The following is a 24,650-nucleotide window of genomic DNA, read 5'->3' on the forward strand; positions in this document are numbered from 1 at the left end:
TAGCAGGTCTTTCACGGGTTTGTGAGAGGCCTTTTTTTTATTCTCCTGAAGTCATGAGCTGCATACTAGGGGAATGTCATGGGCAGGGATGGTTTGCTTACATAGAATAACAGCATCAAGTATTTTGGAGGTGTGGAAGAATGTCGAATGAAGTCGGTGGAAATGTAGGGTATGGAAACGGTTTTACGTTGATCGTCGTTTTGTTTATTCTACTGATTATTGTCGGTGCAACATACTTGGGTGAAGGATACTGTTAAGATAAAATTGTTAGTAAATAAATTAACCGAAAATGCATGAAAATCAAAAAGTAGAGGTGGACACAGCCGTGTCCTCTCTATTTTTTTGTTGCTAATTTTGTCAATCCTACTTCAGTTAATTATATGTTATTATAGGCAAGTCGGAAAAAAACATATAACATTTTCATTCTTATCCGACTAATTCGGCGCTTATGACGATTATTTTGTTTTGTATATAAACACCTAAATTGTCGAATAACTAAAGTGATGACCGAAAGTGATTTCGGGAAGGTCCTAGAAAATGGCATTGTTTGATCCACACATAGTTTATGCATCTAGAGAGGGGGAAACCGCTTTGAAATTCCTTATATTCATTGCGGCGTTACTTGTTATCTTTTTCCTTGCGTTCATCGTAAGCAATGGTAAAAGGAAGATTAAATATAAATCGATTATCATGATGATCGGTTTGCAGCTCGTTTTGGCTTTCGCTTTATTGAATACGGAAGTCGGCCTCATCCTGATCAAAGGAGTGGCGAATGTATTTGATAAGCTTTTAGCATATGCCGCGGAAGGGATCAACTTTGTTTTCGGCGGGCTCGCCAATGAAGGCTCGTTCCCCTTTTTCCTGAATGTTTTATTGCCGATTGTCTTTGTTTCCGTACTTATCGGGATTGCTCAGTATATTAGGCTGCTTCCTTTAATCATCCGTTTTCTCGGATTGATATTGAGCAAAGTCAATGGACTAGGAAAATTGGAGTCGTTTAATGCGGTCGCCTCAGCGATTTTTGGGCAATCCGAGGTGTTCATCTCCATTAAAAAACAGCTGCCGCATATTCCTAAGCATCGGATGTATACGATGTGTACGTCAGCTATGTCAACAGTATCCGCGTCGATCTTAGGGGCGTATATGACGATGATCGATCCGAAGTATGTCATTACGGCTCTCGTACTGAATCTATTCGGCGGTTTCATCATCGCGAATATCATCAACCCTTATGAAGTGTCGGAGGATGAGGATATTATCGAAGTCCCGGGAGAGAGAAAACAGTCTTTCTTTGAAATGTTAGGCGAGTATATTATGGATGGCTTTAAAGTGGCGGTCATTGTCGGCGCTATGCTGATCGGCTTTGTCGCATTGATCGGCATGATTAACAGTATATTTGAAGCGGCTGTCGGCATCAGCTTCCAGACTGCGTTAGGATATGTATTTGCGCCATTTGCATTTATCGTCGGCGTCCCGGCAGCAGAAGTGGTACAAGCCGGCACGATTATGGCAACGAAATTACTGACGAACGAGTTCGTGGCAATGATGGACTTGGCTAAAATCACGTCATCGTTATCGGACAGGACGGTCGGCATCATTTCCGTCTTCCTTGTGTCATTCGCCAACTTCTCTTCGATCGGAATTATTGCCGGAGCTGTGAAAGGCTTGAATGAAGAACAAGGAAATACAGTCGCTAGATTCGGCTTGAAATTGCTCTACGGGGCAACGTTGGTCAGCTTATTGACAGCGGCTATTACTGGAATCATGTTGTAAGAGGGAGTCCCCGAAGCGGGGCTCCTTTTTTTATGGACAAATCCCTTCAATGGAAGTGGGCGTGCCGAAGCGTTATTATGGAATGGCAGCAATTTGGAAGATGAAAATTATGGGGAGTGAGGCAATTGATAAATGATAGAGCGAAGAAGTTCAACGGCATCCCGCTGTCGATTCTTGATCTAGCGATGATCAACGAAGGGAGCGATGCGGGACCATCTTTCAGGAATAGCGTCGATCTTGCCCAACATGCAGAAAAATGGGGATATAACCGCTTTTGGCTTGCCGAACATCATAATATGCCTGGCGTTGCAAGTTCAGCGACGTCTGTCATCATCGGTCATGTCGCAGGAGCGACGAAGACGATCCGTGTCGGTGCAGGAGGCGTCATGCTTCCGAATCATGCGCCGCTCGTCATCGCCGAGCAGTTCGGAACGCTCGATGCACTTTATCCGGGTCGGATTGATCTCGGTCTTGGACGGGCTCCCGGCAGCGACCAGGCGACGGCTTATGCGTTAAGGCGGACGTTGCATAGCAGCGGCAATGATTTCCCTGATCAGCTGGACGAGCTGCGCGCGTATTTCGAGTACGATCCTGATGCCCGCGTCCGCGCATTCCCTGGGGAAGGACAGGAAATTCCGATCTGGCTTCTAGGTTCGAGCGATTTCAGTGCGCGGCTTGCTGCGGAACTCGGTCTGCCGTTTTCATTCGCGAGCCATTTTGCACCGACTTATATGATGCATGCGTTGAACCTATATCACCGCAATTTCAAGCCTTCGAAGGACCTTGAAAAGCCGTATGCGATGCTAGGTATTAACATCATCGCTGCGGATACAGATGAAAAGGCGCAATGGCTAGCAACTTCCCACCAGCAGATGTTTTTGAATATCCGAAGAGGGATTACGAAGCAATTTACACCCCCGATCGATGATGTTGACGTCGTCTGGAATGATTTTGAAAAAGCGGCCGTCGCTGAACTATTGGAATGGCCATCGACGATTGTCGGCAGTCCTGACACGGTCAAGCGTAAACTGGAAGCGTTTATGGACATGACGAAAGCGGATGAATGTATTGTTAGCTCGGGAATCTTCCACCATGAAGACCGCCTTCGCTCGTATGAAATTGTCGCAGAAATGATGGAATGACGAAGACGACATCTGATAAAATTTCAGGGATCTACACTGTAAATGGGGATTTCCTCAGCCTGATTGAAAACGCTTGTCAGCCTAGGCGCGAAGTCGAGCGAAGACGCGAATAGAACTAAGGTTCATGAGCGGACGAGCGAGACGAGCAACAACGGATGCGAGCGTTTGTCAACAGGCTGAAGCCAAGTATCGGGCAACGACCCGATGCTTGGCTCTTTTACATTTTCCTTCTCTTCTCCTGCTGATCGATCAACTTCGTCCCGACAAGGTCGCCTGTAACGTTTACGGCGGTTGCCCCCATCCCGATCAAGGCATCTATGGCGGTGAGCAATGCTACCGCCTCCATCGGCAAGCCGAGTTGGACGAAGACCGTTGCAATCATGACGATGCCTGCACCGGGAACGCCTGCGGTTCCAATCGAGGCCAGGGTCCCAATCAGCACAACCATTAGCATATCGGGAATCGTGAGCGGAGTACCGGCGACATTGGCGGCAAATACGGCCGAAACGGCAATTCTGATTGCGGCGCCGTCCATATTGACCGTAGCGCCTAGCGGCAGGCTGAAGCCGTATAAACTTTTGGAAATCCCCATCTTTTTCGCTGCATCCAATGTCAGCGGCAGCGTGCCCGCACTGCTTTGGGTGACAAATGCAGTGAGCATCGGTGTGCGTGCATATTTAAAGAAGAACCCGGGTTTGATTCCGAAAAGAAGTAGAAAGATGATATACAGCCCGATGTGAACGAGCAATGCAATATAAAAGACGCCAATCATGCCGCCTAACGAAACGAGCGTATCGATTCCTTGGCTTCCGACCGTATTCGCCATGATCGCAAAGACACCGATGGGTACGTATTGAAGGATCGCCTTCAAAATGATAAGCGAAGCTTCATTCAAAGCTGTAATTGTCGACAATAAGGAATCGCCGAGCCCGACATGCTTCTCGGAGGAACGCATGACGGAAATTGCAATACCGAAAGCGAGCGCGGTGAAAATGATGCCGAGCAGATTCATTTCCGTAAAAGCAGTGACGATATTGGACGGCACGATATTGAGTAGCACATGGATGATGCCGGGGTTTTCCGGGACGTCGAATTTCTCATTGCCGGTGAGATGCATTCCTGTACCGGGCCGCAAAATGCTGGCGACAACTAGACCGACTACAATCGCAAGCGCTGAAGTCACCGTGTAGTAGATGAAAACTTTGCTGCCCATCCGTCCTAAGTTGGCAATATTCGTCTGATTCACCCCGACTATGAGCGTAAACAAAATGAGGGGGATGATCAGGAACGTGAGCAGACGGAGAAGCAGATCCCCGAGCGGTGCTAGGCTTGCGGCTTGTTCCCCCAATAAGAAACCTGCAAGTACTCCGAGAACTAAGGCGACCGATATTTTTATAATTAATGAAGTCCGTACATATGCTGTAAATATGCTTTTCATCTAGTCCGCCCCTTTTCACAATCGCAAGTATCAAATGAATTCCGAATTCTACGTTAATATAGTGTGGTCAACGTGTCAAAATACATGCTTCTAAAAAAAGGGATGTGGCTCTAGGACGTCGAAGAGTTACAAAAGGAGGGATTGGCGAATGGGTCAAGAACAACAAGAAGGTGCGGTGCGGAAGGTATTTAGGGAAGCTCCTGTAACGACGGTGTTCAAGAAATTCGGGAATAATCGGGATGTTTCGCTCGTATTCGGAGATCCGATCGAAGTCGGCTTGACGAAAGTGGTGCCTATCGCGAAGTTGAGATACGGGTTCGGAGGCGGGGGTGATGGCGCTGGCGCTGATGGCGGCGGCGGAGGATTTTTAGTCCGTCCAGTTGGCGTCTATGAAATAACGCCCGATCGTGTGAAATTCATACCGGCACGAGACGGAAGGCTAATAGCCGGCATGGTGTTGCTCCTCGGTCTTTCCTTTGCGTTAGGCAGGAAGGGAAGTAAAAAGCGCTAATCAAAAAAGGACTCTCGTCAAAGAGTCCTTTTCCATTTTATTACGTAGCGCTTTTCCGCATCGACCCGATTAAAAATCCGACCAATCCGAACACAATTGCCGGAACGATCCAGCCGATCCCTTCTTTGTGGAGGGGCAAATAGCCGAGCACATCTGCAACTGGATCGATGGGTAGACCGAATGCCTTCAGCATATCGAAAAAACCTACAATTCCAGCCGCAGCGAGTGCAAACAAATACACTTCCTGGTAGCCGTTAAACCGATCATGAAAGAAGCTGACCGTAATTAAGACAATCGCCAGTGGATAGATACCGAAAAGGACTGGCAATGTAAACGAAATTAATTGCGTAAGCCCGATATTGGCGACAAACATGCTGAATACACAGACGACAATTACGACCAATCGATACGAGAGCTTAGGAAATATCGTCGAGAAAAAGGAGGCGCATGATGACACAAGCCCGACGGAAGTCGTCAGACAAGCAAGAAATACAGCTGCGCCAAGCAATACTTGTCCAGTCGTCCCCATTAGTGAATAAGCAAGCTGTGTTAAAATGACACCACCATTTTCCGCATTCGGAGCGACGAGTCGACTTGTTGTCCCGAGATAGGCTAGTCCGACGTAAACGAGACAAAGTCCGACAGCGGCAATACCACCGGACTTCATCGTGATGGCGGCAATCGCTTTCCGGTCTGAAATGCCCCTTCCCTTAATCGCGTTAATGACGATGATGCCGAACACGAGAGCCGCAATGGCATCCATCGTCAAGTACCCTTGGATGAAGCCGTTAATGAAAGGATGATCGATGTACGGTTCCTGCGGCGGGCCACTTTTGCCGGCAGGCTTGATGACGCCGATTGCGACAATCAAAGCGACAATAGCAAGAAGGACCGGGGTCAGCACATTCCCGAAACGGTCGACCAGTTTATTTGGCTTTAAAGACAGCCAGGCTGTAATAGCAAAAAAGAGGATTGAAAACAGGATTAGTCCAGTCCTTTCCAATGGTTCGGAAATGAACGGAGAAAGCCCCATCTCAAATGAAACCGTTGCCGTTCGCGGAACTGCAAAAAAAGGTCCAAGTGCCAAATAGACAATTATCGTGAAAACAAGTCCGAACAAAGGATGCGCCTTGCCTGCAAGATCCCTCAACTGGCTTCCGCTCAAGGCGACCGCCATAACACCGAGAAAAGGAAGACCGACGCCGGTGATAAGAAACCCAGCGATCGTTATCCAAACATTTTCCCCCGCAAGCTGTCCGACTAACGGCGGAAAAATCATATTGCCAGCGCCAAAAAACAGCGCAAACATTAATAATCCTAACTTAAACGTATCTTTCTTCGAAAAATCATCCATCAATTATTCCCTCCAACTACCAATTACTAACGATCGTTTACGCATAAACTTCGGCAGAAACTCATATATTCCCAAAAAAGTCCATAACTGAAATAACTCACGCATAACCGTTCAAAAAAAACCACCAACTGATTTTAACATAAACATTTCAATAATCTTTCCCTACATCATCAAATATTAAAAAAAGAAAAATTATTAATTTCTGATAATGCTCTTTTGGTAAGTTTGAAAGTATGTTAACATTCAGAAGAGAATAGGATTTCACTAGAATGAATGGAATGAGGAGGAGAAGGGATGTTGAACGTAACAGAAAATCGGTTTGCTAATTACCCTCAACAGCCACATGGGGGAAAACTGGTGGACAAAGTATTGACGGGGGTTGAGAGGGAGGAGGAGCTTGAAAGGGCTAGGCTGCTACCTTCTATTATGGTCGACTTGGAAGCGGTCATAACGCTTGAAATGATCGCGACAGGGGTCTTGTCTCCGAATGAAGGATTCATGAATGAAGTTGATTATAAATCCGTTTTGACTGAAGGCAGGTTGGCGAACGGTACGGTATGGCCGGTTCCCCTCAGCTTTGCACCAATCGGCAATCGCAACAAAGAAATCATCGGAACGCTTTCCGTGGGGGATGAAGTGGCGCTCTCCGATGAACAGAACGAGCCTGTGGCAATTTTGAAAATCGAGGATATTTTTGATTATGATAAGGAATACCGGGCTTCCCATCTATTTGGCACGACCGACCGGAACCATCCCGGCGTGGACGCGATTTACAGACGTATGGGTGATGTCGCGCTAGGTGGGCCGATCCGATTGCTTCGCCGAGTCGATTGGGGACCGTTTGAAAAGCTACGTTTGGAGCCGAAAGATACGTGGCATGAATTTTATGAAGTGAAAAAGTTCCGCTCTGCAGCAGGATTTATTACCGGGGCGAATCCTTTGCACCGTGGCCATGAATATATCCATAAAAATGCGTTGGAAGAAATCGACGGGTTGCTTCTTCAGCCTTTGGTTGAAATGGCAAAACGCGAATATACGCGCCATGAATTCCGGATGCTATCGTATCGAAGCGTGCTGGACACGTATTATCCAAAAGGTCGATCCATCCTCGCTCCACTTAGGGTGACATATATTTTCGCCGGTCCAAGGGAGACGGTTCTGCATGCGCTTATTATGAAAAATTACGGCTGCACACATGCGCTCATCGGGCGAGATCACGCGGGTATCGGCGATTATTATGATAAGTATGCGAGCCATAGCATTTTTGACCAGTTCAAACCGGAAGAGCTCGGAATTGACATTCGGCTTTTCCATGAGGTGTTCTACTGCACGCGCTGTGACAGCCCTGCGACAGAGCAGTCTTGCCCGCATGACAACCAATACCGGATCAATATTTCCGGCACGGGAATCCGTGAAATGCTCCGCCACGGCATTATGCCGCCAAAGGAAATCGTCCGCCCGGAATCGGCAAGGATTGCGATCCAAGGCGTTCAACCGAAAGGTCTGGATGAATTTGGAAGCGCTATCTCGCCTGTAGGGAAGATCGTGAAGAGCATGTTCCCGTTCTATTTGGAGCGGACGAGACTCGGAGGACGGAAGCGGGTTACACCATTGACCGTGGATGATTTGACGAATGACGATCTCGAAATGGTGAATTTGGATGTCCGTGCGAATGCCGACCGGATCTACCGGGAGGTATTCGAGGAGTATACGAGTGTGGGAGATACGAATCGCGGCATGCAGCCGGAATGGGTAATGGATGCGAGAGAGTCGTTGCAAACGCAGCAGCAAATGGTCATCCAGGACCTGGAGGAGAAAGTGAAGCAGGCACCGGCGACCGCTTCGGATGAATTCATGTATCAGGATAAAGAGGAAGCGCTGCGGGAATTGGAAGTGGCGAAGAAGATCCTTGGCGATATTCCGAAAGTGCTCCGCGCTGCCGATTTCGATTATCGGACGTGGAATGTCCTGCCGTATAAACGCTATCGCGGCAGCGACGAGCCGAATGAGGAGAAGCAAGCTGTTGTCTTGAGCGGTTCGGAGGAGCAGGAAGCCCCGGAATGAGCATAACTCTTTGAGCTTGCGCTATAACATAAGCAAACTCGCGCAAAACTTTTATAATGAGCTCTCCGCTTTACGCGGAGAGTTTTTTGCATGAATGTCACGATTTATGATCACTTGTGGATGCATATGATCATTAGTGGAGTTTTATGATCGCTTGTACGGATATATGATCACTTGCACGGATATATGATCACTTGTACGGATATATGATCACTTGCCGTGATATATGATCACTTGCCGTGATATATGATCACTAGCCACGATATATGATCACTCATCAATAAAAAAAGCGCTGGAAACCGGCCGTTCCGGTTCCCAGCACTCTCTTTAGAAAAATGAATGAAAAGGTATATACGATTCCTTGATTCCATGAATCATCGCTCTTTTAATCGACGATTGACTCGTAGGTGCTGCGCGGAATGGGATTTTGTACTTCTTCGCACATTCCTTCGCTAATCCGCTGCTTCGATGGGATGAATGCTCACTTGCAGATATAATTAAATCCGTATTTTTAACAGCTGCTTTGATACGGGTCTTGCTTTCATCTCCACTAAAAATATCTAATGAAAAGTTGCCGCTTTCCGCCAGTGGCATGAAATCCGCACTTCGGAAATCAGCTCCGATAATGACAATCTTTTTGTTTTTTAATAGGTTTAACTCAATATCAGTCCATAGGCTTTCCTTTTTCACTGAACTATCTTTGTAATAACTGGACGGCTTCGGGTCTGGTCTTGCGAGTTCACCCGTCCGTTCCGGATAACACCAGACGACACGAAAGGAGAGGGGGTCCGTTTCATGATAAGCGATTGCCACGACGCTGCCGTCTCGTAAACTATAAGTATCAATATCTCTTTGGCTAATTAAAAATTGATAAGGGGACTCCCCATCCAATTTAATTCTCGTTAGTTTCCCTTCTTTGATCATTTGATCTGCCACTAATAATCCATCTGAAGTCTTTGTGATGACACAATAATCGATTTCAATCCGATTGCTCTCATGTTTGGTTACACTGCTTTTTCTTTTTATGAACACCAGATCTTTCAGATGATCCCCAATCGCTTCAATATAATCCCCATGTTCAAAGCCGTGCATCCGGACAATTTTTTCAGGGACGTATATATCCCCATGCTTTCCTTTTAATATTCCGCCCTTCAATTTTCTTTCCATTGGAGTTCCCAGATTGGTAGAATCGCAACTGCTTGTTACAATCATCCTCTGAGATGTTTCATTGCTCAACTTGAGGGCTTCATCCGGTTCCTTTTTAGGCTCTTCCGGAACGTTGAATGAAGGAATGGAACCCCATAACGCTTGAGACAGTTCGATGAAATCAAATAACTTATTGACCCGTTCCCTTGTTTCCGCAACATTTTCTTTGGTCAGTTGATTGATGCAGCTAATTAGTTCATCTGAAATCTGTTTCACTTTTTCAACTCCTCAATTTAATAATAACTCAATTTTCCCAAGATGCCGATAAAAAAGATTCGACACAATTCGTACTCCATAATGGAAAACAGTACCAAAAAATATTGAAAAATTTTCAAGCAAACTCGTTGTAGACTCACCGATTTCTATGGTAAGCTATTTCCTGTTTTGAATATCTTAAATAGAAATGAAGGCGATATATAGATGGCAGCAGTTGCAGCCAACGGCCCGGGGAAGAAACTGAATTTGTTTCATCTGACGTGGCCGATTTTTCTTGAGTTATTTTTGTTCATGTTGATGGGGTTGGCGGATACGTTCATGTTGAGTGCGCTGTCTGACGATGCGGTATCAGGGGTTGGAGCGGCGAATCAATACGTGATGATCGCCATACTCGTTCTTGAGGTCGTCGGAAACGGGGCTGCTATCGTTGTTTCGCAATATTTAGGTTCGAGGAGATATATTGAAGCGTCAAAGATTTCGGCGCTCGCCGTCTCTTTGAATCTATTAGTCGGGCTTGGAATAAGCGGCGTGTTCATCCTATTCACGAGCCGCATGATGAATGCGATGAATTTGCAAGGGGATGTCCTCGCACATGCGGAAGCGTATTTGATCATCGTCGGCGGAGGGATTTTCCTCCAAGCAATCATCAATTCACTCGCCGCGGTCATCCGTGTGCACGGGTTCACGAAGCAGACGATGTTTGTGTCACTTGGTATGAACATCATCCATGTCGTCGGAAACTATGCGCTCATCTTCGGGAAGTTCGGCATGCCGGCGTTAGGCGTGCAAGGGGCGGCGATTTCATCGGTCGGGAGCCGGCTGATCGCGATGTTCGTCTTTATATGGCTGCTGTACAAGGTGCTTGAATACCGCATCGAATTTCGGTATTACATTACGTGGTCGAAGGACTACATTAAAAAGATCCTCAACATCGGGCTGCCTTCTGCTTTCGAGCAGATCCTTTACCAGGCGTGCCAAATCGTCTTCCTATACTATGTCACGTTCTTAGGTACGGAAGCGCTCGCCGCGAGACAATATGCGACGAACATTTCAATGTTCAGCTATTTGTTCGCGCTAGCAATCGGGCTTGGGACGTCGATTATCGTCGGTCGTCTCGTCGGAAGCGGGGAGAAGGATGAAGTGTACCGGCAAGTTTGGGCATCATTGAAACGTGCGCTCGTCTTCACGGTCGTGTTGGTGGCGCTCGTCATGACGTTCCGCTATCCGCTCATGCGCCTCTTTACAGAAAACGAGCAGATCATCGAGCTCGGTGCATCCGTCTTATTGTTATCGTGTTTGCTCGAAACAGGACGGACGTTCAACATGGTCATCATCAATTCGCTCCGTGCATCGGGCGACGCGAGATTCCCCGTTCTCATGGGGGCCATCTCGATGGTCATGATGAGTCTCCCGCTCGGCTATTACCTTGTGTTCGTACTCGACCTCGGGCTAGTCGGCGTCTGGCTTGCCGTCATCTTGGACGAATGGGTGCGCGCGATCGTCATGTCGCTTCGCTGGAAAAGCAGGGCGTGGGAGAGATATGCACTTGTGGAACCTGTCCCTGAAATGGAAGCAAAACCGGAAATTGTATGATGAAATAAAAAAAGAAGGTCTCTCATTTTATCGAGAGACCTTCTTTTTTTGTTCTGATTACTATCGCTTTTAGAAGAAAAAGAAGGGGAGCAAAGCGAAAGTTACGATCGAGCCAAGTGCAATGCCTGCACCAAAAGCAAATGCACGTCCCCCAAAGCCAAATCCGCCTCTAAATCCGTATCCGAAACCGCCCAAATTCCTCCGACCAAATGGTTCTAAAAAAACTCGATTGCCCCCGACTCCTCTAATGATCCCCCTATGGAATTGTCCATCCCGAGTTCCGATGACGACGGCTCTTCCAATATGCTTATTGCACAAAGAATGATAATTCTGAACTGACATCGTGTTGTCACCCCATCTCACATGAATATATAACATTATATGTAAGGGACTTTTCATCATAGGGGACAAACACACTTGATGCATTCGTTTAGAGCAGTACCCGGTTCAACTACGATAGTCGAGCAATCTCCGATGAGGGTCTTGCCAATAAGTCCTCTGAATGAAAGTCTGTACCCTCCAAGAAGCTCCGGACTAAGTAATAGCCGACAGTGTAACCGGCCATATGTGGATATTGACCCAAGCCATACAGCACTTCTTGATGGACATCGCTCTCTTTCGCGTGATTCCGATTTGGATAGACGAATTCCTTCCATAATCTAGCCAACTGTTTGTCGGAATAAAGTGAGGTCCATAATGAAGTGGAGGCCTTGCCGAATCTTTCCTCGACAGCCATTTCCGCCAACCCTTCAAGGATGACCGTATCTAACAGTGTGTACTCCCGTTCCCGTTTCGGATATTTGTTCAGCCGGCATACATGGTTGTATTCATGCGTCAGTAACGCCCTAATTTCAGTTTCCGTATTGGTAGGGCAAATGAATAAAAATAACTTATCAGTATACGATAATCCCGATTTACCATTGAATTCAAGCATCAAGTCTTTATTCGCGATATCCGATGGGAAAATAAAGATGGGGACAGAAGGACCGTTCCATTCACTTCGCAAAAGCTCCATTTCCTTTGCTGCGATTTCCCATACATTTTTTGCGTATAACTTTTTACCGAGTTCTCTTCCTTGCTTTGCACTCATATACATGCCGAACATCGTTAAGTGATGATGGATTTCTGCAGCGGAAGCAGTGGGGAAGTGTTTAATCAAATACTTGCATACTTTGACAGGGTCTCCTTGAGATTCCGCAATCCACTTGTCTGTCCGGATAACAGCCATGCTGCGACCCCCCTTTTTAATTATCATATTCGACTATTGAGGGGAAGGTCTTGTGAATCAAAACCTACTAAATTACTATGCATTATAGGGATTAATCTGCTATAATCATTTAAACTAAGAAACGCGAAGGAGCTGAACGGTTTGCGTGTAGTGAATAATATAGCCGAATTGATTGGTGAGACGCCTTTAGTGAGGTTGAATCGGCTTCCCGATCCGCAAGGTGCTGACGTGTATGTGAAGCTTGAATATTTCAATCCGAGCAGAAGCGTTAAGGACCGGGCGGCATACAATATGATAATCGAAGCAGAAAAAGCTGGTTTATTACAACCAGGGGATACGATCATTGAACCGACATCCGGAAATACAGGGATCGGAATCGCGATGAATGCCGCTGCAAGAGGGTATAAGACGATTATCATCATGCCGGACTCCTCCACACTTGAGCGGATCAATATATTAAAAGCATACGGTGCAACGGTCGTGCTGACGCCTAGTGAATTAAAAATGCCGGGTGCCATTCAAAAAGCAGAGGAGATTGCAGCGGGAATTCCGAATAGCTTCATTCCGATGCAATTTGAAAATGAGGCGAACCCGGAAATTCACCGGCATACGACTGGACCTGAAATTATCCGGGCGATGGAATCGTTGGACCGCAAACTGACAGCATTCGTTTGTACGGCGGGTACGGGCGGCACCGTTACGGGAACGGGCGAATATCTGAAGGAATACGACAGTACTATTACGGTACATGTAGCGGAACCGGCGGGATCTCCCGTCCTATCCGGCGGGAAGCCCGGGAAGCATAAGCTTGTCGGAACGAGTCCCGGATTCATTCCTTCAATCTTGAACACATCCATATACAATGAGATTTTTAAGATTGAAGACGAGGATGCTTACCAAACAGTCCGTGATTTGGCTGCGCGTGAAGGCTTGTTGCTCGGTCCAAGCGGGGGAGCTTCCGTCTATGCTGCGATGCAAGTGGCGAAACGATTGACACCGGATGACACGGTCGTCTGTATTGCACCTGATAATGGTGAACGCTATTTGTCGAGTGATTTATTCGATTTCTAAAGGAGAGGAATATATGTCCTCTCCCTTTTCATAACATTAATTCCGACTAAACGAATACGGAAAGTCGAGGTGCTAAGAAATGTATGTAACGATCGATGGAATTGAGAAGAGTTTTCTCAATGAAAGAAAAGAGCAAATCCAAGTGCTCGAACACATTGATATCGAAATGGAGAAAGGAAGCTTCGTCTCCATTGTTGGACCATCGGGGTGCGGCAAATCGACGCTCCTCTATATGATTGCAGGGTTGGTGAAGGCGGATAAAGGCAGCATCCGCATTGCCGGGAATGAAGTGAAGAAGCCTGGTCCCGACCGTGTCGTCGTTTTCCAAGAGGCCGGATTATTCCCATGGTTAACCGTATTGGAAAATGTGAAGTATGGCCTGCTGCTGAAGAGGATGCCGAAACAGGAAGCCGAGGCGAAAGCGATTGACATGTTGAAGATGGTCCACCTGAGCAACTATATCCATTCGTATCCGCATCAACTTTCGGGCGGAATGAAGCAAAGGGTTTCGATTGCAAGAGCGTTAGTGATGGAACCGGATATTTTATTGATGGATGAACCTTTCTCCGCGCTCGATGAACAGACGAGAATGGTGCTGCATAAAGAATTGATCGACATATGGAAGAAGACGAAAGTGACGATTTTCTTCGTGACGCACAATATCCGGGAAGCCGTTTTGCTATCGGAAAGAGTGATTGTGTTCGGCACACGTCCCGGTAAAGTGAAAGAAATCATACCTGTTCCGACATCGACGGACGGCGTACTGCCCGATAGTGTGACATTGCATACGGAACAGCGGATTTTAGCCATTTTGGAAGAGGAAATTGAGAAGGTGTTGAAGGAGGAAATGGGTGATGACTACAGCTTTAAGACGAATCATCTTCATCGCAATGATAGCGGTGATATGGGAAGTCACATCTAGACTTTCGGTATTGCCGGATTTCATGTTTCCCCGTTTGACACAAGTGTTGGAGACGCTTTTCAACGGTCTCGTGAACGGGCAGATAGTAGCGGCGATCGGCAAAAGCATGAGCCGCTTGTTGATCGGATTTGCAATCGCAATTGTCTTAGGCGTCATCATGGGCTACCTCATTTGGCGCTATAAGTTGGTCGAGGATACACTCGGCTTTCTCGTCACCGCGTTGCAATCCATTCCGAGCATCGTCTGGTTTCCGCTCGCGATCATTTGGTTTGGATTAAATGATTTCTCAATCCTATTCATCGTCACGATCGGTGCGACATGGACGATGACCGTCAGTGCGACGAGCGGCTTCCGGAACGTGCCGACGTTGTACCAACGGGTCGCCAAAACATTCGGCTCATCGGGGGTCCATTTCATTCGCACCGTCATCTTGCCGGCGTCCGTCCCGCAATTGTTATCGGGACTCCGCATCGCTTGGGCATTTTCATGGAGGGCGTTAATGGCAGGGGAATTGCTTGGCTCGGGCGGAGGGCTAGGGCAACTGCTTGAAACGGGTCGATCCCTCGGTCAAATGGATCTTGTCATATCAGTCATGATCATTATCGCGGTGATCGGGACGATTATGGATAATGTCGTGTTTTTACGTTTGGAGCGTTCTGTTCAGAAAAAATGGGGTCTCGCATGATCCGCATATAAAGGAGAAATGGATAATGAAGAAGTCATTGATTTTGACGTTGTTAACGGTTTTAGTAGTGGGGATCCTATCTGCTTGCGGATCTTCCTCGTCAGGCGGCAAGTCGGTGAAAATCGGGTACTTCCCGAATTTGACGCATATCGCCACGATTGTCGCCCTTGAAAACGGCTACTTTGAAGAAGAGTTTGGGGATGACGTAAAAATCGAAACGAAGACCGTAAGCAACGGTGGTCTGTTCATGGAGGCGATGACGACGAAATCGATTGACGTCGGTACAGTTGGACCTGGTCCATTGCTGAACTTCTACGTGAAAAACCCGACGTTCCGCTTGATATCTGGCGCGGTAAATGGAGGAGCAGTGCTAGTCGCGAGTGAAGGTGGCGGCGTTTCAAAGCTTGCCGATCTCGATGGCAAAAAAGTCGCCATCCCGGTCATCGGAAGTACACAGGACGTCATGCTCCGTAAAGCATTGAAAGAAGTAAATCTCGAAACAACATCGAATGGCGGCACGGTCGAATTATTCGCAGCGGCCCCGGCAGATACCGCTACACTATTCGTCCAAAATTCCGTGGATGCTGCGGCGACGCAAGAACCGTGGGGAAATATCCTCGAAACGCAGGCAAACGGCAAGCTGATCCTCGACTGGGATGAATTTGCATGGGGGAAGGAATCGACAAACACAGTCGTTGCAGCAAGCGACGAGTTCTTGAAGAACAAAGAGTTTGCAAAAGCGTATTTGAACGCCCATAAACGTGCAGTTGAGTTCATCCAACAAAAACCGGAAGAAGCGCAAAAATTAGTCATCAAACATATTCAAGAATTGACTGGCAAGGAAATAAACGAAGAAGAAACAGCTGCGGCATTTGCTAAGCTTGAAGTGACGACAGAGGTGAACGAGCAAGTCATCCAGGAGATGGCGGATATTAGCAAGGAAGCGGGATATGTAACGAGCAGCGATATTGATGGGATGATAGATCTAACTTATTTGTTGGGAGAATGAAATCGATCGTAACGGAACCTGTTACCGGGTTCCGTTTTTTGCAATAAAAAAAGGACCCCTATCTAGTAGAGGTCCCCTGTACTTACGAATCCGCCTTTGCTTCCCGCATGCGCCTAGCCTTGCTCGTAGCAAGTGATAAAGAAATGGCTGCGCATAGGAACGAGATGACAACTACTCCACTACCGACAGTTGGCATACTTGTGACCGAATCGGTATGCCCCAATACGATTCCGCCAATTCCCGAGCCCACTGCAATCCCGACCTGTATAGCGGAATTATTGAAGCTCTGATTGATATCAGACGAAACAGGGTCCGCCTGGATGACGTAATCCTGCAGCGGCGGTGCAAGTGCCCAGCTTAATGCGCCCCAAATCATCATGACGACAAGGAAGAACGGAAAAGAAAATGTCGAGTACGGCAATGCGAATAGACTTAAAGCGAAAGCGCCAATAATAATGAGGATGCTTTTCTTTGATCCGATCCAGTTTGCAAGGTTGCCTCCGAATGCCCCGCCGGCTACGGCCGAAATCCCGAATAAGAAATAGCTCACACTGATCCAATATTGGTTCAGATGCAAATTCTCTTCCAAAAATGGTGTGAGGTAGGCATAAACCGTGTAATGGCCAGCCAACATGAACATCATCGCCAAGTGGGCAAGGACGATTTTTTTATTCGCAAGCGCTTTGATTTGCGCGGAAAGCGGTAGAACATCCCCCTTCTCCATTTTCTCAAGGAATATGGTGACAAGAATGAAAGCACCGATCGAAAGAACAGCGATCCCTAAAAAGACGCTGCGCCAGCCGAACGCATTCGTAACGAGAATACCGAGCGGCACACCTAATACGAGGGAAGAGCTAAGCCCCATGAAAATATAACCGAGCGCTTTCGCACGGTAAGGTGCGTCGACAATCCGCGCGGTAATCGTTAAGGAAAGCACGATGAGAAGCGCTGCACTCAGCGCAGTGATAATGCGGGCAATCATGAGAAATGTGAAAGTTGGGCTGAGATAAGTCACTATATTGCCGGCAAAAAAGACTGCCATTGATAGTAAATAAAGCTTTTTCCTCTCAACTTTCGCGGTCAAAGATAATAAAACCGGACCGGCGATGGCAAACACGAGCGCGTAAACAGTTATGAGCTGCCCAGCCGTCCCGATTGAAATGTTCAAGTCATCTGCAATAATCGGCAAAATCCCGCCGACGATCAATTCAACGAGACCGACTATAATCGTTGATATGGCAATGATGAAAACTCTAAAGTCCATGGGAACTCCTCCTGTTGGTCTATTTATAGTGTGAACCTTCTATGCGAAATAATTATCGGAAAATGAAAAATCCCGACTACAAAGTTTGTTTCCTTTGTAGTCAGGAGTTAATGGTTCCTGGTAGAGACCCTCAAACCGTATTATTGAGGTTATACATATATAATAATCGTATGAAATTTTCCATTCACCAATCTAACATGGCTCGGCAAATATATCAAGAACAATTTCCTTTTCCTTATCCACTATGGTTACATAGAAAGTACCGATTATTTATTTTGGAGGAACCGATATGTACGATCCGACAGTTTTTGAAAATCTGAAAGTGGCATTTGAAAATCGGGTGTATGATCTAGATACGATTGAACGTGAAATAAGGATCATGAACCGAGTAGATCAAATGGATTTAGCCATTCTTGCGAGGAGATTCGCTGTTCAATTTACTCTTTATCATCTAGAGGATGTGTCAGCAGAAATCATTTTGAAGGCATCCTTACAAGATTTAGCGGATGAAATATTGGAAACGCCCGGGGGCAATGCCGGCTGTACATTGACAGTGCACTTTCAAAAGCGCATTCAACATGAAACGGAGCAGTGCCCGCTTATCGAAGAGTCGTTACGTGCCATTTGGGAAAATGAAGTGCTCGTCGTTCAGACGTTGAGTTTCATGTACGGAGGGGATGATTCCGGTTACTTGAATAATATCGAAGTGAAATTCAGGACGAAGATTAATGAGGAGAATATGCGGGAAATACCAGATTTCCTACATAGCGTTCTCGACGCGTTGCGTGTGCTGCATGCCATTTGACGATGAAAAAACTTTGGAAACTCTCTATCTTCATGCGGGAAATCGCTATATAATGAAGGACATATGCGCGTTTGAAATGAGTTATGCGCAAATGCGAGCGTTTATGCGTTAATTTTGCGTTTTATGCGCTTTTTGAAGGTTTTATGAGTGTTTCAACGGCTTTATGCGTGTTTACCAAGATTTATGCGTATCTGGACTGTTTTATGCGCGATAGGATTTTATTCTGACAGAAGGAAAAGGTGTACAACATATGAGTTTATTGACAGTATCAAATTTGAGTCATGGGTTCGGTGATCGGGCGATTTTCGATGATGTGTCGTTCCGTTTATTGCAAGGGGAGCATATCGGGCTGATCGGTGCGAATGGGGAAGGGAAATCCACATTCATGAACATCATCACTCGGAAGCTTGAGCCGGATGCGGGAACAGTCGCTTGGGCGAAGCGGGTGCGGGTTGGCTATTTGGATCAGCATGTCGTGCTTCAGCAAGGGATGAGCATCCGTGATGTGCTCAGGACAGCGTTTCAATATCTGTACGATCTTGAAGCGGAGATGAACGCCTTATTCGCGAAGATGGGGGAAGTCGATGCGGATGAACTCGAGAAGCTGCTTGAGGAAACAGGTCAGATGCAGGACGAGCTGACGAACAAAGACTTTTATATTATTGATTCGAAAGTCGATGAAGTGGCGAACGGGCTCGGTTTGGATGAATTCGGGCTAGAGCGTGACGTCAATGATTTGAGCGGCGGACAGCGGACGAAAGTATTGCTCGGCAAGCTGTTGCTTGAAAAGCCGGATATCCTCCTTCTTGATGAGCCGACGAACTATTTGGATGTTGCGCATATCGAATGGCTGCGCAATTACTTGCAGAACTATGAGAATGCGTTCATCCTCATTTCGCATGATATTCCATTCTTGAACAGTGTCATAAACTTGATCTACCATATGGAGAACCAGCAGATCACGCGCTACGCAGGGGACTATGATGAGTTTTTGCGTGTCCATGAAATGAAGAAGCAGCAGATGGAAGCAGCGTTTAAAAAGCAGCAAAAGGAAATCGCCAATTTGAAAGATTTCGTTGCGCGCAATAAAGCGAATGCGGCAACGAGCCGGATGGCGATGTCCCGCCAGAAGAAGCTTGATAAGATGGACATCATTGAACTCGATGCTGAAAAGCCGAAGCCGCAGTTCGATTTCAAGCTAGCTAGAACGCCGGGTCGTTATTTATTTGAAACGAAAGGCCTCGTCATCGGGTATGATGAGCCGCTGTCGAGAGAGCTCGATTTGACGATGGAGCGTGGCCAAAAGATTGCACTTTCCGGAGCAAATGGAATCGGGAAGACGACGCTGCTGAAAAGCATCCTCGGGGAAATTCCATCACTTGCAGGCTCTGTAGAACTCGGAGATCATCTAGAAATTGGCTACTTCGAGCAGGAGATGAAGACGGAATCGAATCGCACTTGCTTGGAGGAAGTGTGGGACGAGTTCCCGCATTTCACACAGTATGAAGTGCGTGCGGCGTTGGCGCGATGTGGTTTGACGACGAAGCATATTGAGAGCAAGGTGAAAGTGCTGAGTGGAGGCGAGCGGGCAAAAGTCCGTCTCTGTAAACTCATCAACCGGGAAACGAATTTGCTCGTACTCGACGAACCGACGAACCACCTAGATGTCGATGCGAAAGCGGAATTGAAACGCGCGTTGAAGGAGTACAAGGGAAGCGTTCTACTCATCTCGCATGAACCTGATTTCTATGAGGGTGTCGTAACGGATGTATGGAATGGTGAGAATTGGACGACGAAAATGTTTTGATGATAGGGAAGGCACCCGGCGAATTTATCGTCCGGGTGCCTTTTTTAAATGTAGCCGTTAATCCGTGATTTATTTTCTTGGTTGATCTCCTCTTCTAAACCTTCAATAGCTTCTTTACGGCGTTCATTCTTTTCCTTAATTGTAGCAAGCTCTGCGCCTTCAGCAGTTTTCGCTGCTTCATTCGCCGCTTCCATATTGCTGATCGTTTTCTTCAATCGGTCGACATTATCCGCAGAATCATTCGGTAATGGTCTAGGCATGTTTATTCCTCCTTCTTCATTCAATGCAATAGTCTTTCCTAATGATGAATTTTCATGTGCAAACTGGTAATCTCACAATTTTTTAAGCCGACCCCCATAAATCGACAAGAACCTTCGAATAACTAGTATGTCCGACAATAGGGCAAAAAATTGACGAGGTGATTTATTCATGAAAAACACATGGAAGAAGACCGGAGCAGCATTACTTATCGCAGGATTGACAGTAAGTGGGACAGGCTATGCGCTAGCAGATAATGGAATCGTTCGCGACCTTACCACTCCAAGCAAAGAAGAATCATTACAAAATCTAGAAGTGGTTGTCGAACCGGTTAAGGAAGTCGTAGAAACAACTGACACAGAAACAGATGCAAACAAAGACGCTGACACAGAAACAAATAACATCACTGATCCTAAAACGGAAACAGATAAAGAAGATGGAGCAGAAGTATCAGGCAAAGAAGAAGCGACTGAAAACGAACTCCCTGAAATTCCAGAAGGCTATACAGCAGGAAATCTTGCTGCGCTAGCGAAAGCATATGAGCAAGCTGGAAGTCCAACTGCAAAGGCGGCCATCAAACGTAATATGGAGCGCTCCATTGCAAAATGGGAAAGCAAGCAGCCTGTAGCGGAAACTCCTGAAGAGGAAATTAAGGAAGAAGCACCGGACACTGAAGATACGGCAAAAGTTGAAACGCCAGTGAAAGAGGAAGCACCTGTAAAAGAAGAGAAGCCGGCTAAAGTGAAAGAGAAAAATCCACAAGCTGAATTGAATGCAAAACACAAGCAACAAAAAGAAGAATTGAAAGCTGCCCAAAAAGCGGAGCGCGAAGCATTGAAGGCAGAGCGTAAAGCTGCAAAGGAACAGCAAAAACAAGAGAAAAAAGAGAAGAAAAACTAATTTACCATAGTTTAACGCTTTCCATTTTCCGTTGCCCCACTTACAATCAAAAGTCGGAATTGATGGGAACGGAGGGTTATTGATGCTTTTGTCCATCATACAAGGGATTTTCAACAAGAAGTCTGATACACAATTGAATGAGCTTGTATGGAAGGCGAAGAGTGGCGATGAGGAGGTCATGAACGAACTTCTCATCGCATTTACTCCGTTCATGAAAAAAACGGCTTCTTTCGTATGCAATCGATTCATTGACGATAGCGATGAGGAATTCAGTATTGCGATGGTCGGATTTCACGAAGCGGTTTTGAAATACAAACCGGAAGAAAACGCGTCGCTGCAGACATTTGCCCATTTGATCATGAAGCGACGGCTGATCGATCATATACGAAAAGAAGCGGTACGAACGGCAAACGTCCTTTTAACCATAGACGATGACGTAGATGCGAAGCCCCGTGAATACGCCTTCGACGAATCATCCATCTTCTCTTATTCAGAAGAACGCCGGGCTGAGGAACGACGGGAAGAGATGGCGGAATACGCCACGTTGCTGCAGGAATACGGCTTGTCATTCCGTGAACTTGCTGAAGTTTCACCGAAACATGCCGATTCCCGAAAGACCGCTTTTCAAATTGCGCAAATCATGGCAGAGACTCCCGAGTTTTATGAGCACCTCTTGGAAAATAAAAGACTGCCAATGAAGCAGTTGGAACATATTGTTGAAGTCTCGAGGAAGACGATCGAGCGGCATCGGAAATATATTATTGCAGTTACGTTGCTATTGAACAACGATTTTACATACATAAAGGAATACGTAAAAGGGGAACTCATATGATGCGGACATATAGAGGCATTGTTTGTGAAAAGAAAAATAAATATATGGTGTTCCTAACGGAGAAAGGCGAATTTTTGCGTGGAGTCCCGATCGGGAATCCGCCCGCAATTGGGGAGGAAGCCGACTTCACACTCGTTGCTTCGTCTTTTATTGCGGGAAGAAAAGCGAAATCGCGGTTCGTCGGAGCCGTTTTCGTCGCTGCAGCCCTTCTGTTTATCATCTTGTCGTCATTGAATCCTTTGAATGAAAAAGTGATGGCGTATGTCCAACTGGATGCTGGGACGGCGATGGAATTTGGAGTGAACCGGGAAGGAAATGTCATCTCCTTGCGTTATTTGAATGAAATGCAGAGCGAGCTGGAGCACCTGGACGGATGGAAAGGCCATCCTATCCTCAACGTGCTGGACATGGCTGTATTGCAATTATCCGTTCACGACAAGAAAATCATCATTACGACAATCTATCCGACCCGCGGAAGCGAACTGGAGACACGACAGATGATTGGTGACGCAGTGCGGGAAGTTCGTGGAAATCATGACGAACTGAACATGCAAATTGAGGAAAGTACGCCGGAAGAAAGAAAAGTGGCGAATAAGAAAAAAATGTCGATTCACCAATTAAAATCAATAGAGATTGAGAAGAAACCTGCCGACAGTACAGAGCAGATTGAAACAAAGCCTGTACCGGAGCAAAAACCGAAGAAGGAAATCGTTCCTCCTAGTCCACCTCAGCAAAAGAGGATTGAGAAGGAAAATGAGAAGGAACGTTCAAATAGATCTGGGAATCATCAAGGACCGCTAACTGAAAAACTTGAAAAGAGCCCGAGCAAAGGGCGAAGTGAGAATGCGCCCCCTCATGCAAATCAACATGGTACGCCTCCTCACGCGGATGAGCAAGGACCACCACCACATTCGTCATCCATAGATAAACAAGTAAAGGACAATCAAGGTCCACCTGCCAAACAACAAAAAGAAAATTCATCAAATGAACATAAACAAAATCCGCAAAATAAAAAATGAGGCTGTTTCAGATCGTCAGTAAAAACTGATGATCTGCAACAGCCTTTTATTGTTGATTTAAAGTAATTTCACACTTCCTTCAAAATCGCTTCCACGGTCGATTCGACTTCTGCACGGTTCATCTTCTCCTGGCCGACTTGCAATGCGTTGATCGTCCGCTTTGCAAGGGCAAGGGGGATTTTGCAGAACAGGAGGATGTTTTTATTTGAAATCGACTCGATATACTCATCGGCTTTTTTCAAATTCGTCTCTGCGTAGCCGAACAGGTCATTTCTGTCCCAGCCATCCGGCAAGAAACGGACGCCGCGCTCCGCATCTTCATCTTGATTGCGCAGCATGTTCACCGCCTGCAATCCGCGACCATAACCGATCGCCAAGTCCCGATCTGTCTTTGTACCGTCATACTGTTCCCAAATATCGGAAAGCATCACACCAACGAGACCCGCTACATAATATGTATAGTCGTCTAAATCCTCTTTCGTTTGAATCAAGAAATTCTTGCCGACCCATTTTGCCATTCCGTCCGCCATTATGCTCGTCGACTCTTTCACTTTGGCGACAATACCTTCCGGGCATACGGCGAGCCAATCTCCGAGGCGCAATGTCACTTCAGGCAAAAGGTTTTCATATGGCTTTAGGAGAGCACGATAAGCGGCAACGTCAAAGAAGTCATTTTCCAGCAGTTTGCTCGTCGACTTCAGCAGATGCTGCTTGCTTTCCGGGTGCAGTTCTTCATGATCCTCTATCTCATCAATCGCACGCATGCATAAATAAGCGGAGCCGACTGTCTTCCGCAAAGTGGGATTCAGCATTTTAATCGGTATATAAAAGGTTCTGCTCGTCAGCTTCAATACGTGCATCGCTTCTTTTTGCAATTTCGCTTCGTTCATAATGGGGGTCCTCCTTCATTTCTTGAAGCAGTTCTTATGAATATCATACACTATTACATGAAGCACTTGCCATCCTTACAGTAATGAAATAAATAAAAAAGAGAATCTTTCTCAAATTCCCTATTGACAATAAATTAATGGAAATGGTATCCTCAATAAGTAAGTTATTCTAATTATCAAAAGGAGGTACGGAACATGAAAAACACAATTGCTATCCAACTAAACTTCATATCGAGTCCGTGCCTGACAAATCTCTCTTTCTAATTGTAGACCGAGGAATGGCATGGTATGCCGTTCTTTTATATGAGCACACGCTTATGCAAAAGGCGTGTGCTTTTTTGTGTCTTCATTTGAAGGAAAATTCGGTGTTTTCACGCTTTGCGTGTAACATATAAAAAATTGAAAAGGAGTGTTTCCGATGATGAATGTAGGGCAACAACGGAAAGTATTGAAGGTGGAGTCTCTGGAAAGTGGGTAGCGAAGCAGCCCGCAGTTGAGTTGATTCAAATAAAAAACAAAGGAGGAAAAGCAAAATGATTATTCAATATGCAAAACATGAACGAACTAAACAAAAAACTACGAAAAAATTGACGGAGTGGGAATCTCCAAAATGGATAGATATCATAAATGGCGGCACAACAGGTGAACGCCGATTGTAATCTT

24 protein-coding genes and 1 riboswitch are annotated in these 24,650 nt (G+C 46.3%); of the genes, 16 read left to right on the forward strand and 8 right to left on the reverse strand.

Going from position 1 to position 24,650, the window contains the following annotated elements; translation table 11 throughout:
- The first annotated feature begins 140 nt into the window (after nucleotides 1-140).
- The 3 genes from AB1K89_RS12605 (at nucleotide 141) to AB1K89_RS12615 (ending at nucleotide 2,915) form a co-directional block, all read left to right on the forward strand.
- The gene (locus AB1K89_RS12605; protein ID WP_413055067.1) at nucleotides 141-257 is read left to right on the forward strand and encodes a YjcZ family sporulation protein; all 117 of its coding nucleotides are present in this window, start codon (nucleotides 141-143) and stop codon (nucleotides 255-257) included.
- Between the two features lie 334 nt (nucleotides 258-591).
- Nucleotides 592-1,773, forward strand: coding sequence for a NupC/NupG family nucleoside CNT transporter (locus AB1K89_RS12610; protein ID WP_413055068.1), 1,182 nt, complete (start codon nucleotides 592-594; stop codon nucleotides 1,771-1,773).
- A gap of 125 nt (nucleotides 1,774-1,898) precedes the next feature.
- Nucleotides 1,899-2,915 (forward strand): LLM class flavin-dependent oxidoreductase, encoded by a 1,017-nt coding sequence (locus AB1K89_RS12615; RefSeq protein WP_413055069.1) that lies wholly within the window; start codon nucleotides 1,899-1,901, stop codon nucleotides 2,913-2,915.
- Nucleotides 2,916-3,132: 217 nt separating this feature from the next.
- On the opposite strand, the gene AB1K89_RS12620 is transcribed toward AB1K89_RS12615, so the two are convergent.
- Nucleotides 3,133-4,353: a dicarboxylate/amino acid:cation symporter gene (locus tag AB1K89_RS12620; RefSeq protein WP_413055070.1), complete on the reverse strand. Its 1,221-nt coding sequence runs from the start codon at nucleotides 4,351-4,353 to the stop codon at nucleotides 3,133-3,135.
- 148 nt (nucleotides 4,354-4,501) lie between these two features.
- Here AB1K89_RS12620 and AB1K89_RS12625 point away from each other — a divergent pair, with 148 nt between their 5' ends.
- On the forward strand, nucleotides 4,502-4,864 hold the full coding sequence (locus tag AB1K89_RS12625) for a hypothetical protein (RefSeq protein ID WP_413055071.1): 363 nt from the start codon (nucleotides 4,502-4,504) through the stop codon (nucleotides 4,862-4,864).
- 40 nt (nucleotides 4,865-4,904) lie between these two features.
- On the opposite strand, the gene brnQ is transcribed toward AB1K89_RS12625, so the two are convergent.
- On the reverse strand, nucleotides 4,905-6,218 hold the full coding sequence (gene brnQ / locus AB1K89_RS12630) for a branched-chain amino acid transport system II carrier protein (RefSeq protein WP_413055072.1): 1,314 nt from the start codon (nucleotides 6,216-6,218) through the stop codon (nucleotides 4,905-4,907).
- Nucleotides 6,219-6,512: 294 nt separating this feature from the next.
- On the opposite strand from brnQ, the gene AB1K89_RS12635 reads away from it, so the two are divergent.
- Nucleotides 6,513-8,282: a sulfate adenylyltransferase gene (locus AB1K89_RS12635; RefSeq protein WP_413055073.1), complete on the forward strand. Its 1,770-nt coding sequence runs from the start codon at nucleotides 6,513-6,515 to the stop codon at nucleotides 8,280-8,282.
- 327 nt (nucleotides 8,283-8,609) lie between these two features.
- On the opposite strand, the gene AB1K89_RS12640 is transcribed toward AB1K89_RS12635, so the two are convergent.
- Nucleotides 8,610-9,704, reverse strand: a complete 1,095-nt coding sequence (locus AB1K89_RS12640; RefSeq protein ID WP_413055074.1) for a DUF2325 domain-containing protein — start codon at nucleotides 9,702-9,704, stop codon at nucleotides 8,610-8,612.
- Between the two features lie 204 nt (nucleotides 9,705-9,908).
- Between AB1K89_RS12640 and AB1K89_RS12645 the strand changes: the two genes are divergently transcribed.
- A complete protein-coding gene (locus AB1K89_RS12645) occupies nucleotides 9,909-11,297 on the forward strand; it encodes an MATE family efflux transporter (protein ID WP_413055075.1) in 1,389 nt (462 codons plus the stop codon).
- Between the two features lie 69 nt (nucleotides 11,298-11,366).
- On the opposite strand, the gene AB1K89_RS12650 is transcribed toward AB1K89_RS12645, so the two are convergent.
- Nucleotides 11,367-11,639 (reverse strand): hypothetical protein, encoded by a 273-nt coding sequence (locus AB1K89_RS12650; RefSeq protein WP_413055076.1) that lies wholly within the window; start codon nucleotides 11,637-11,639, stop codon nucleotides 11,367-11,369.
- A 109-nt stretch (nucleotides 11,640-11,748) separates the two neighbouring features.
- Nucleotides 11,749-12,525, reverse strand: coding sequence for a DUF2268 domain-containing putative Zn-dependent protease (locus AB1K89_RS12655; RefSeq protein WP_413055077.1), 777 nt, complete (start codon nucleotides 12,523-12,525; stop codon nucleotides 11,749-11,751).
- Nucleotides 12,526-12,666: 141 nt separating this feature from the next.
- Between AB1K89_RS12655 and cysK the strand changes: the two genes are divergently transcribed.
- The 4 genes from cysK to AB1K89_RS12675 all read left to right on the forward strand — a co-directional run bounded on the left by cysK (nucleotide 12,667) and on the right by AB1K89_RS12675 (nucleotide 16,212).
- Complete coding sequence (cysK, locus tag AB1K89_RS12660) at nucleotides 12,667-13,596, forward strand: cysteine synthase A (RefSeq protein WP_413055078.1); 930 nt, start codon at nucleotides 12,667-12,669, stop codon at nucleotides 13,594-13,596.
- A gap of 79 nt (nucleotides 13,597-13,675) precedes the next feature.
- Nucleotides 13,676-14,518, forward strand: coding sequence for an ABC transporter ATP-binding protein (locus tag AB1K89_RS12665; protein ID WP_413055079.1), 843 nt, complete (start codon nucleotides 13,676-13,678; stop codon nucleotides 14,516-14,518).
- A complete protein-coding gene (locus tag AB1K89_RS12670; RefSeq protein ID WP_252504286.1) occupies nucleotides 14,451-15,203 on the forward strand; it encodes an ABC transporter permease in 753 nt (250 codons plus the stop codon). Before AB1K89_RS12665 ends, AB1K89_RS12670 begins: the two co-directional genes overlap by 68 nt.
- 25 nt (nucleotides 15,204-15,228) lie before the next feature.
- Nucleotides 15,229-16,212, forward strand: a complete 984-nt coding sequence (locus tag AB1K89_RS12675) for an ABC transporter substrate-binding protein (RefSeq protein ID WP_413055080.1) — start codon at nucleotides 15,229-15,231, stop codon at nucleotides 16,210-16,212.
- Between the two features lie 82 nt (nucleotides 16,213-16,294).
- Here AB1K89_RS12675 and AB1K89_RS12680 read toward each other — a convergent pair whose 3' ends face one another.
- On the reverse strand, nucleotides 16,295-17,476 hold the full coding sequence (locus AB1K89_RS12680; RefSeq protein ID WP_413055081.1) for an MFS transporter: 1,182 nt from the start codon (nucleotides 17,474-17,476) through the stop codon (nucleotides 16,295-16,297).
- A gap of 77 nt (nucleotides 17,477-17,553) precedes the next feature.
- A riboswitch (purine riboswitch) is annotated at nucleotides 17,554-17,653 on the reverse strand.
- Nucleotides 17,654-17,765: 112 nt separating this feature from the next.
- On the opposite strand from AB1K89_RS12680, the gene AB1K89_RS12685 reads away from it, so the two are divergent.
- Together AB1K89_RS12685 and AB1K89_RS12690 are read left to right on the forward strand one after the other, a co-directional pair.
- Nucleotides 17,766-18,281, forward strand: coding sequence for a hypothetical protein (locus tag AB1K89_RS12685; RefSeq protein ID WP_413055082.1), 516 nt, complete (start codon nucleotides 17,766-17,768; stop codon nucleotides 18,279-18,281).
- Nucleotides 18,282-18,531: 250 nt separating this feature from the next.
- Nucleotides 18,532-20,088: an ABC-F family ATP-binding cassette domain-containing protein gene (locus AB1K89_RS12690; protein WP_413055083.1), complete on the forward strand. Its 1,557-nt coding sequence runs from the start codon at nucleotides 18,532-18,534 to the stop codon at nucleotides 20,086-20,088.
- A gap of 44 nt (nucleotides 20,089-20,132) precedes the next feature.
- Here the strand turns inward: AB1K89_RS12690 and AB1K89_RS12695 are convergent, their stop codons facing one another.
- Nucleotides 20,133-20,348: a small, acid-soluble spore protein tlp gene (locus AB1K89_RS12695; RefSeq protein ID WP_413055084.1), complete on the reverse strand. Its 216-nt coding sequence runs from the start codon at nucleotides 20,346-20,348 to the stop codon at nucleotides 20,133-20,135.
- 169 nt (nucleotides 20,349-20,517) lie between these two features.
- Between AB1K89_RS12695 and AB1K89_RS12700 the strand changes: the two genes are divergently transcribed.
- The 3 genes from AB1K89_RS12700 (at nucleotide 20,518) to AB1K89_RS12710 (ending at nucleotide 23,097) form a co-directional block, all read left to right on the forward strand.
- Nucleotides 20,518-21,246 carry a hypothetical protein gene (locus AB1K89_RS12700; RefSeq protein WP_413055085.1) on the forward strand — a complete coding sequence of 243 codons (729 nt, stop codon included), beginning with the start codon at nucleotides 20,518-20,520 and terminating at the stop codon, nucleotides 21,244-21,246.
- A gap of 82 nt (nucleotides 21,247-21,328) precedes the next feature.
- Nucleotides 21,329-22,078, forward strand: a complete 750-nt coding sequence (sigI, locus tag AB1K89_RS12705; protein WP_413055086.1) for an RNA polymerase sigma-I factor — start codon at nucleotides 21,329-21,331, stop codon at nucleotides 22,076-22,078.
- Nucleotides 22,075-23,097 carry an anti-sigma factor domain-containing protein gene (locus AB1K89_RS12710; RefSeq protein ID WP_413055087.1) on the forward strand — a complete coding sequence of 341 codons (1,023 nt, stop codon included), beginning with the start codon at nucleotides 22,075-22,077 and terminating at the stop codon, nucleotides 23,095-23,097. Before sigI ends, AB1K89_RS12710 begins: the two co-directional genes overlap by 4 nt.
- A 68-nt stretch (nucleotides 23,098-23,165) precedes the next feature.
- Here AB1K89_RS12710 and AB1K89_RS12715 read toward each other — a convergent pair whose 3' ends face one another.
- On the reverse strand, nucleotides 23,166-23,990 hold the full coding sequence (locus AB1K89_RS12715; protein WP_413055107.1) for a squalene/phytoene synthase family protein: 825 nt from the start codon (nucleotides 23,988-23,990) through the stop codon (nucleotides 23,166-23,168).
- A gap of 530 nt (nucleotides 23,991-24,520) precedes the next feature.
- On the opposite strand from AB1K89_RS12715, the gene AB1K89_RS12720 reads away from it, so the two are divergent.
- Nucleotides 24,521-24,646 carry a hypothetical protein gene (locus tag AB1K89_RS12720; protein ID WP_413055088.1) on the forward strand — a complete coding sequence of 42 codons (126 nt, stop codon included), beginning with the start codon at nucleotides 24,521-24,523 and terminating at the stop codon, nucleotides 24,644-24,646.
- Nucleotides 24,647-24,650: the final 4 nt, after the last annotated feature.

The sequence above is a fragment of the Sporosarcina pasadenensis genome (genome assembly GCF_047228845.1).
GTDB lineage: Bacteria > Bacillota > Bacilli > Bacillales_A > Planococcaceae > Sporosarcina.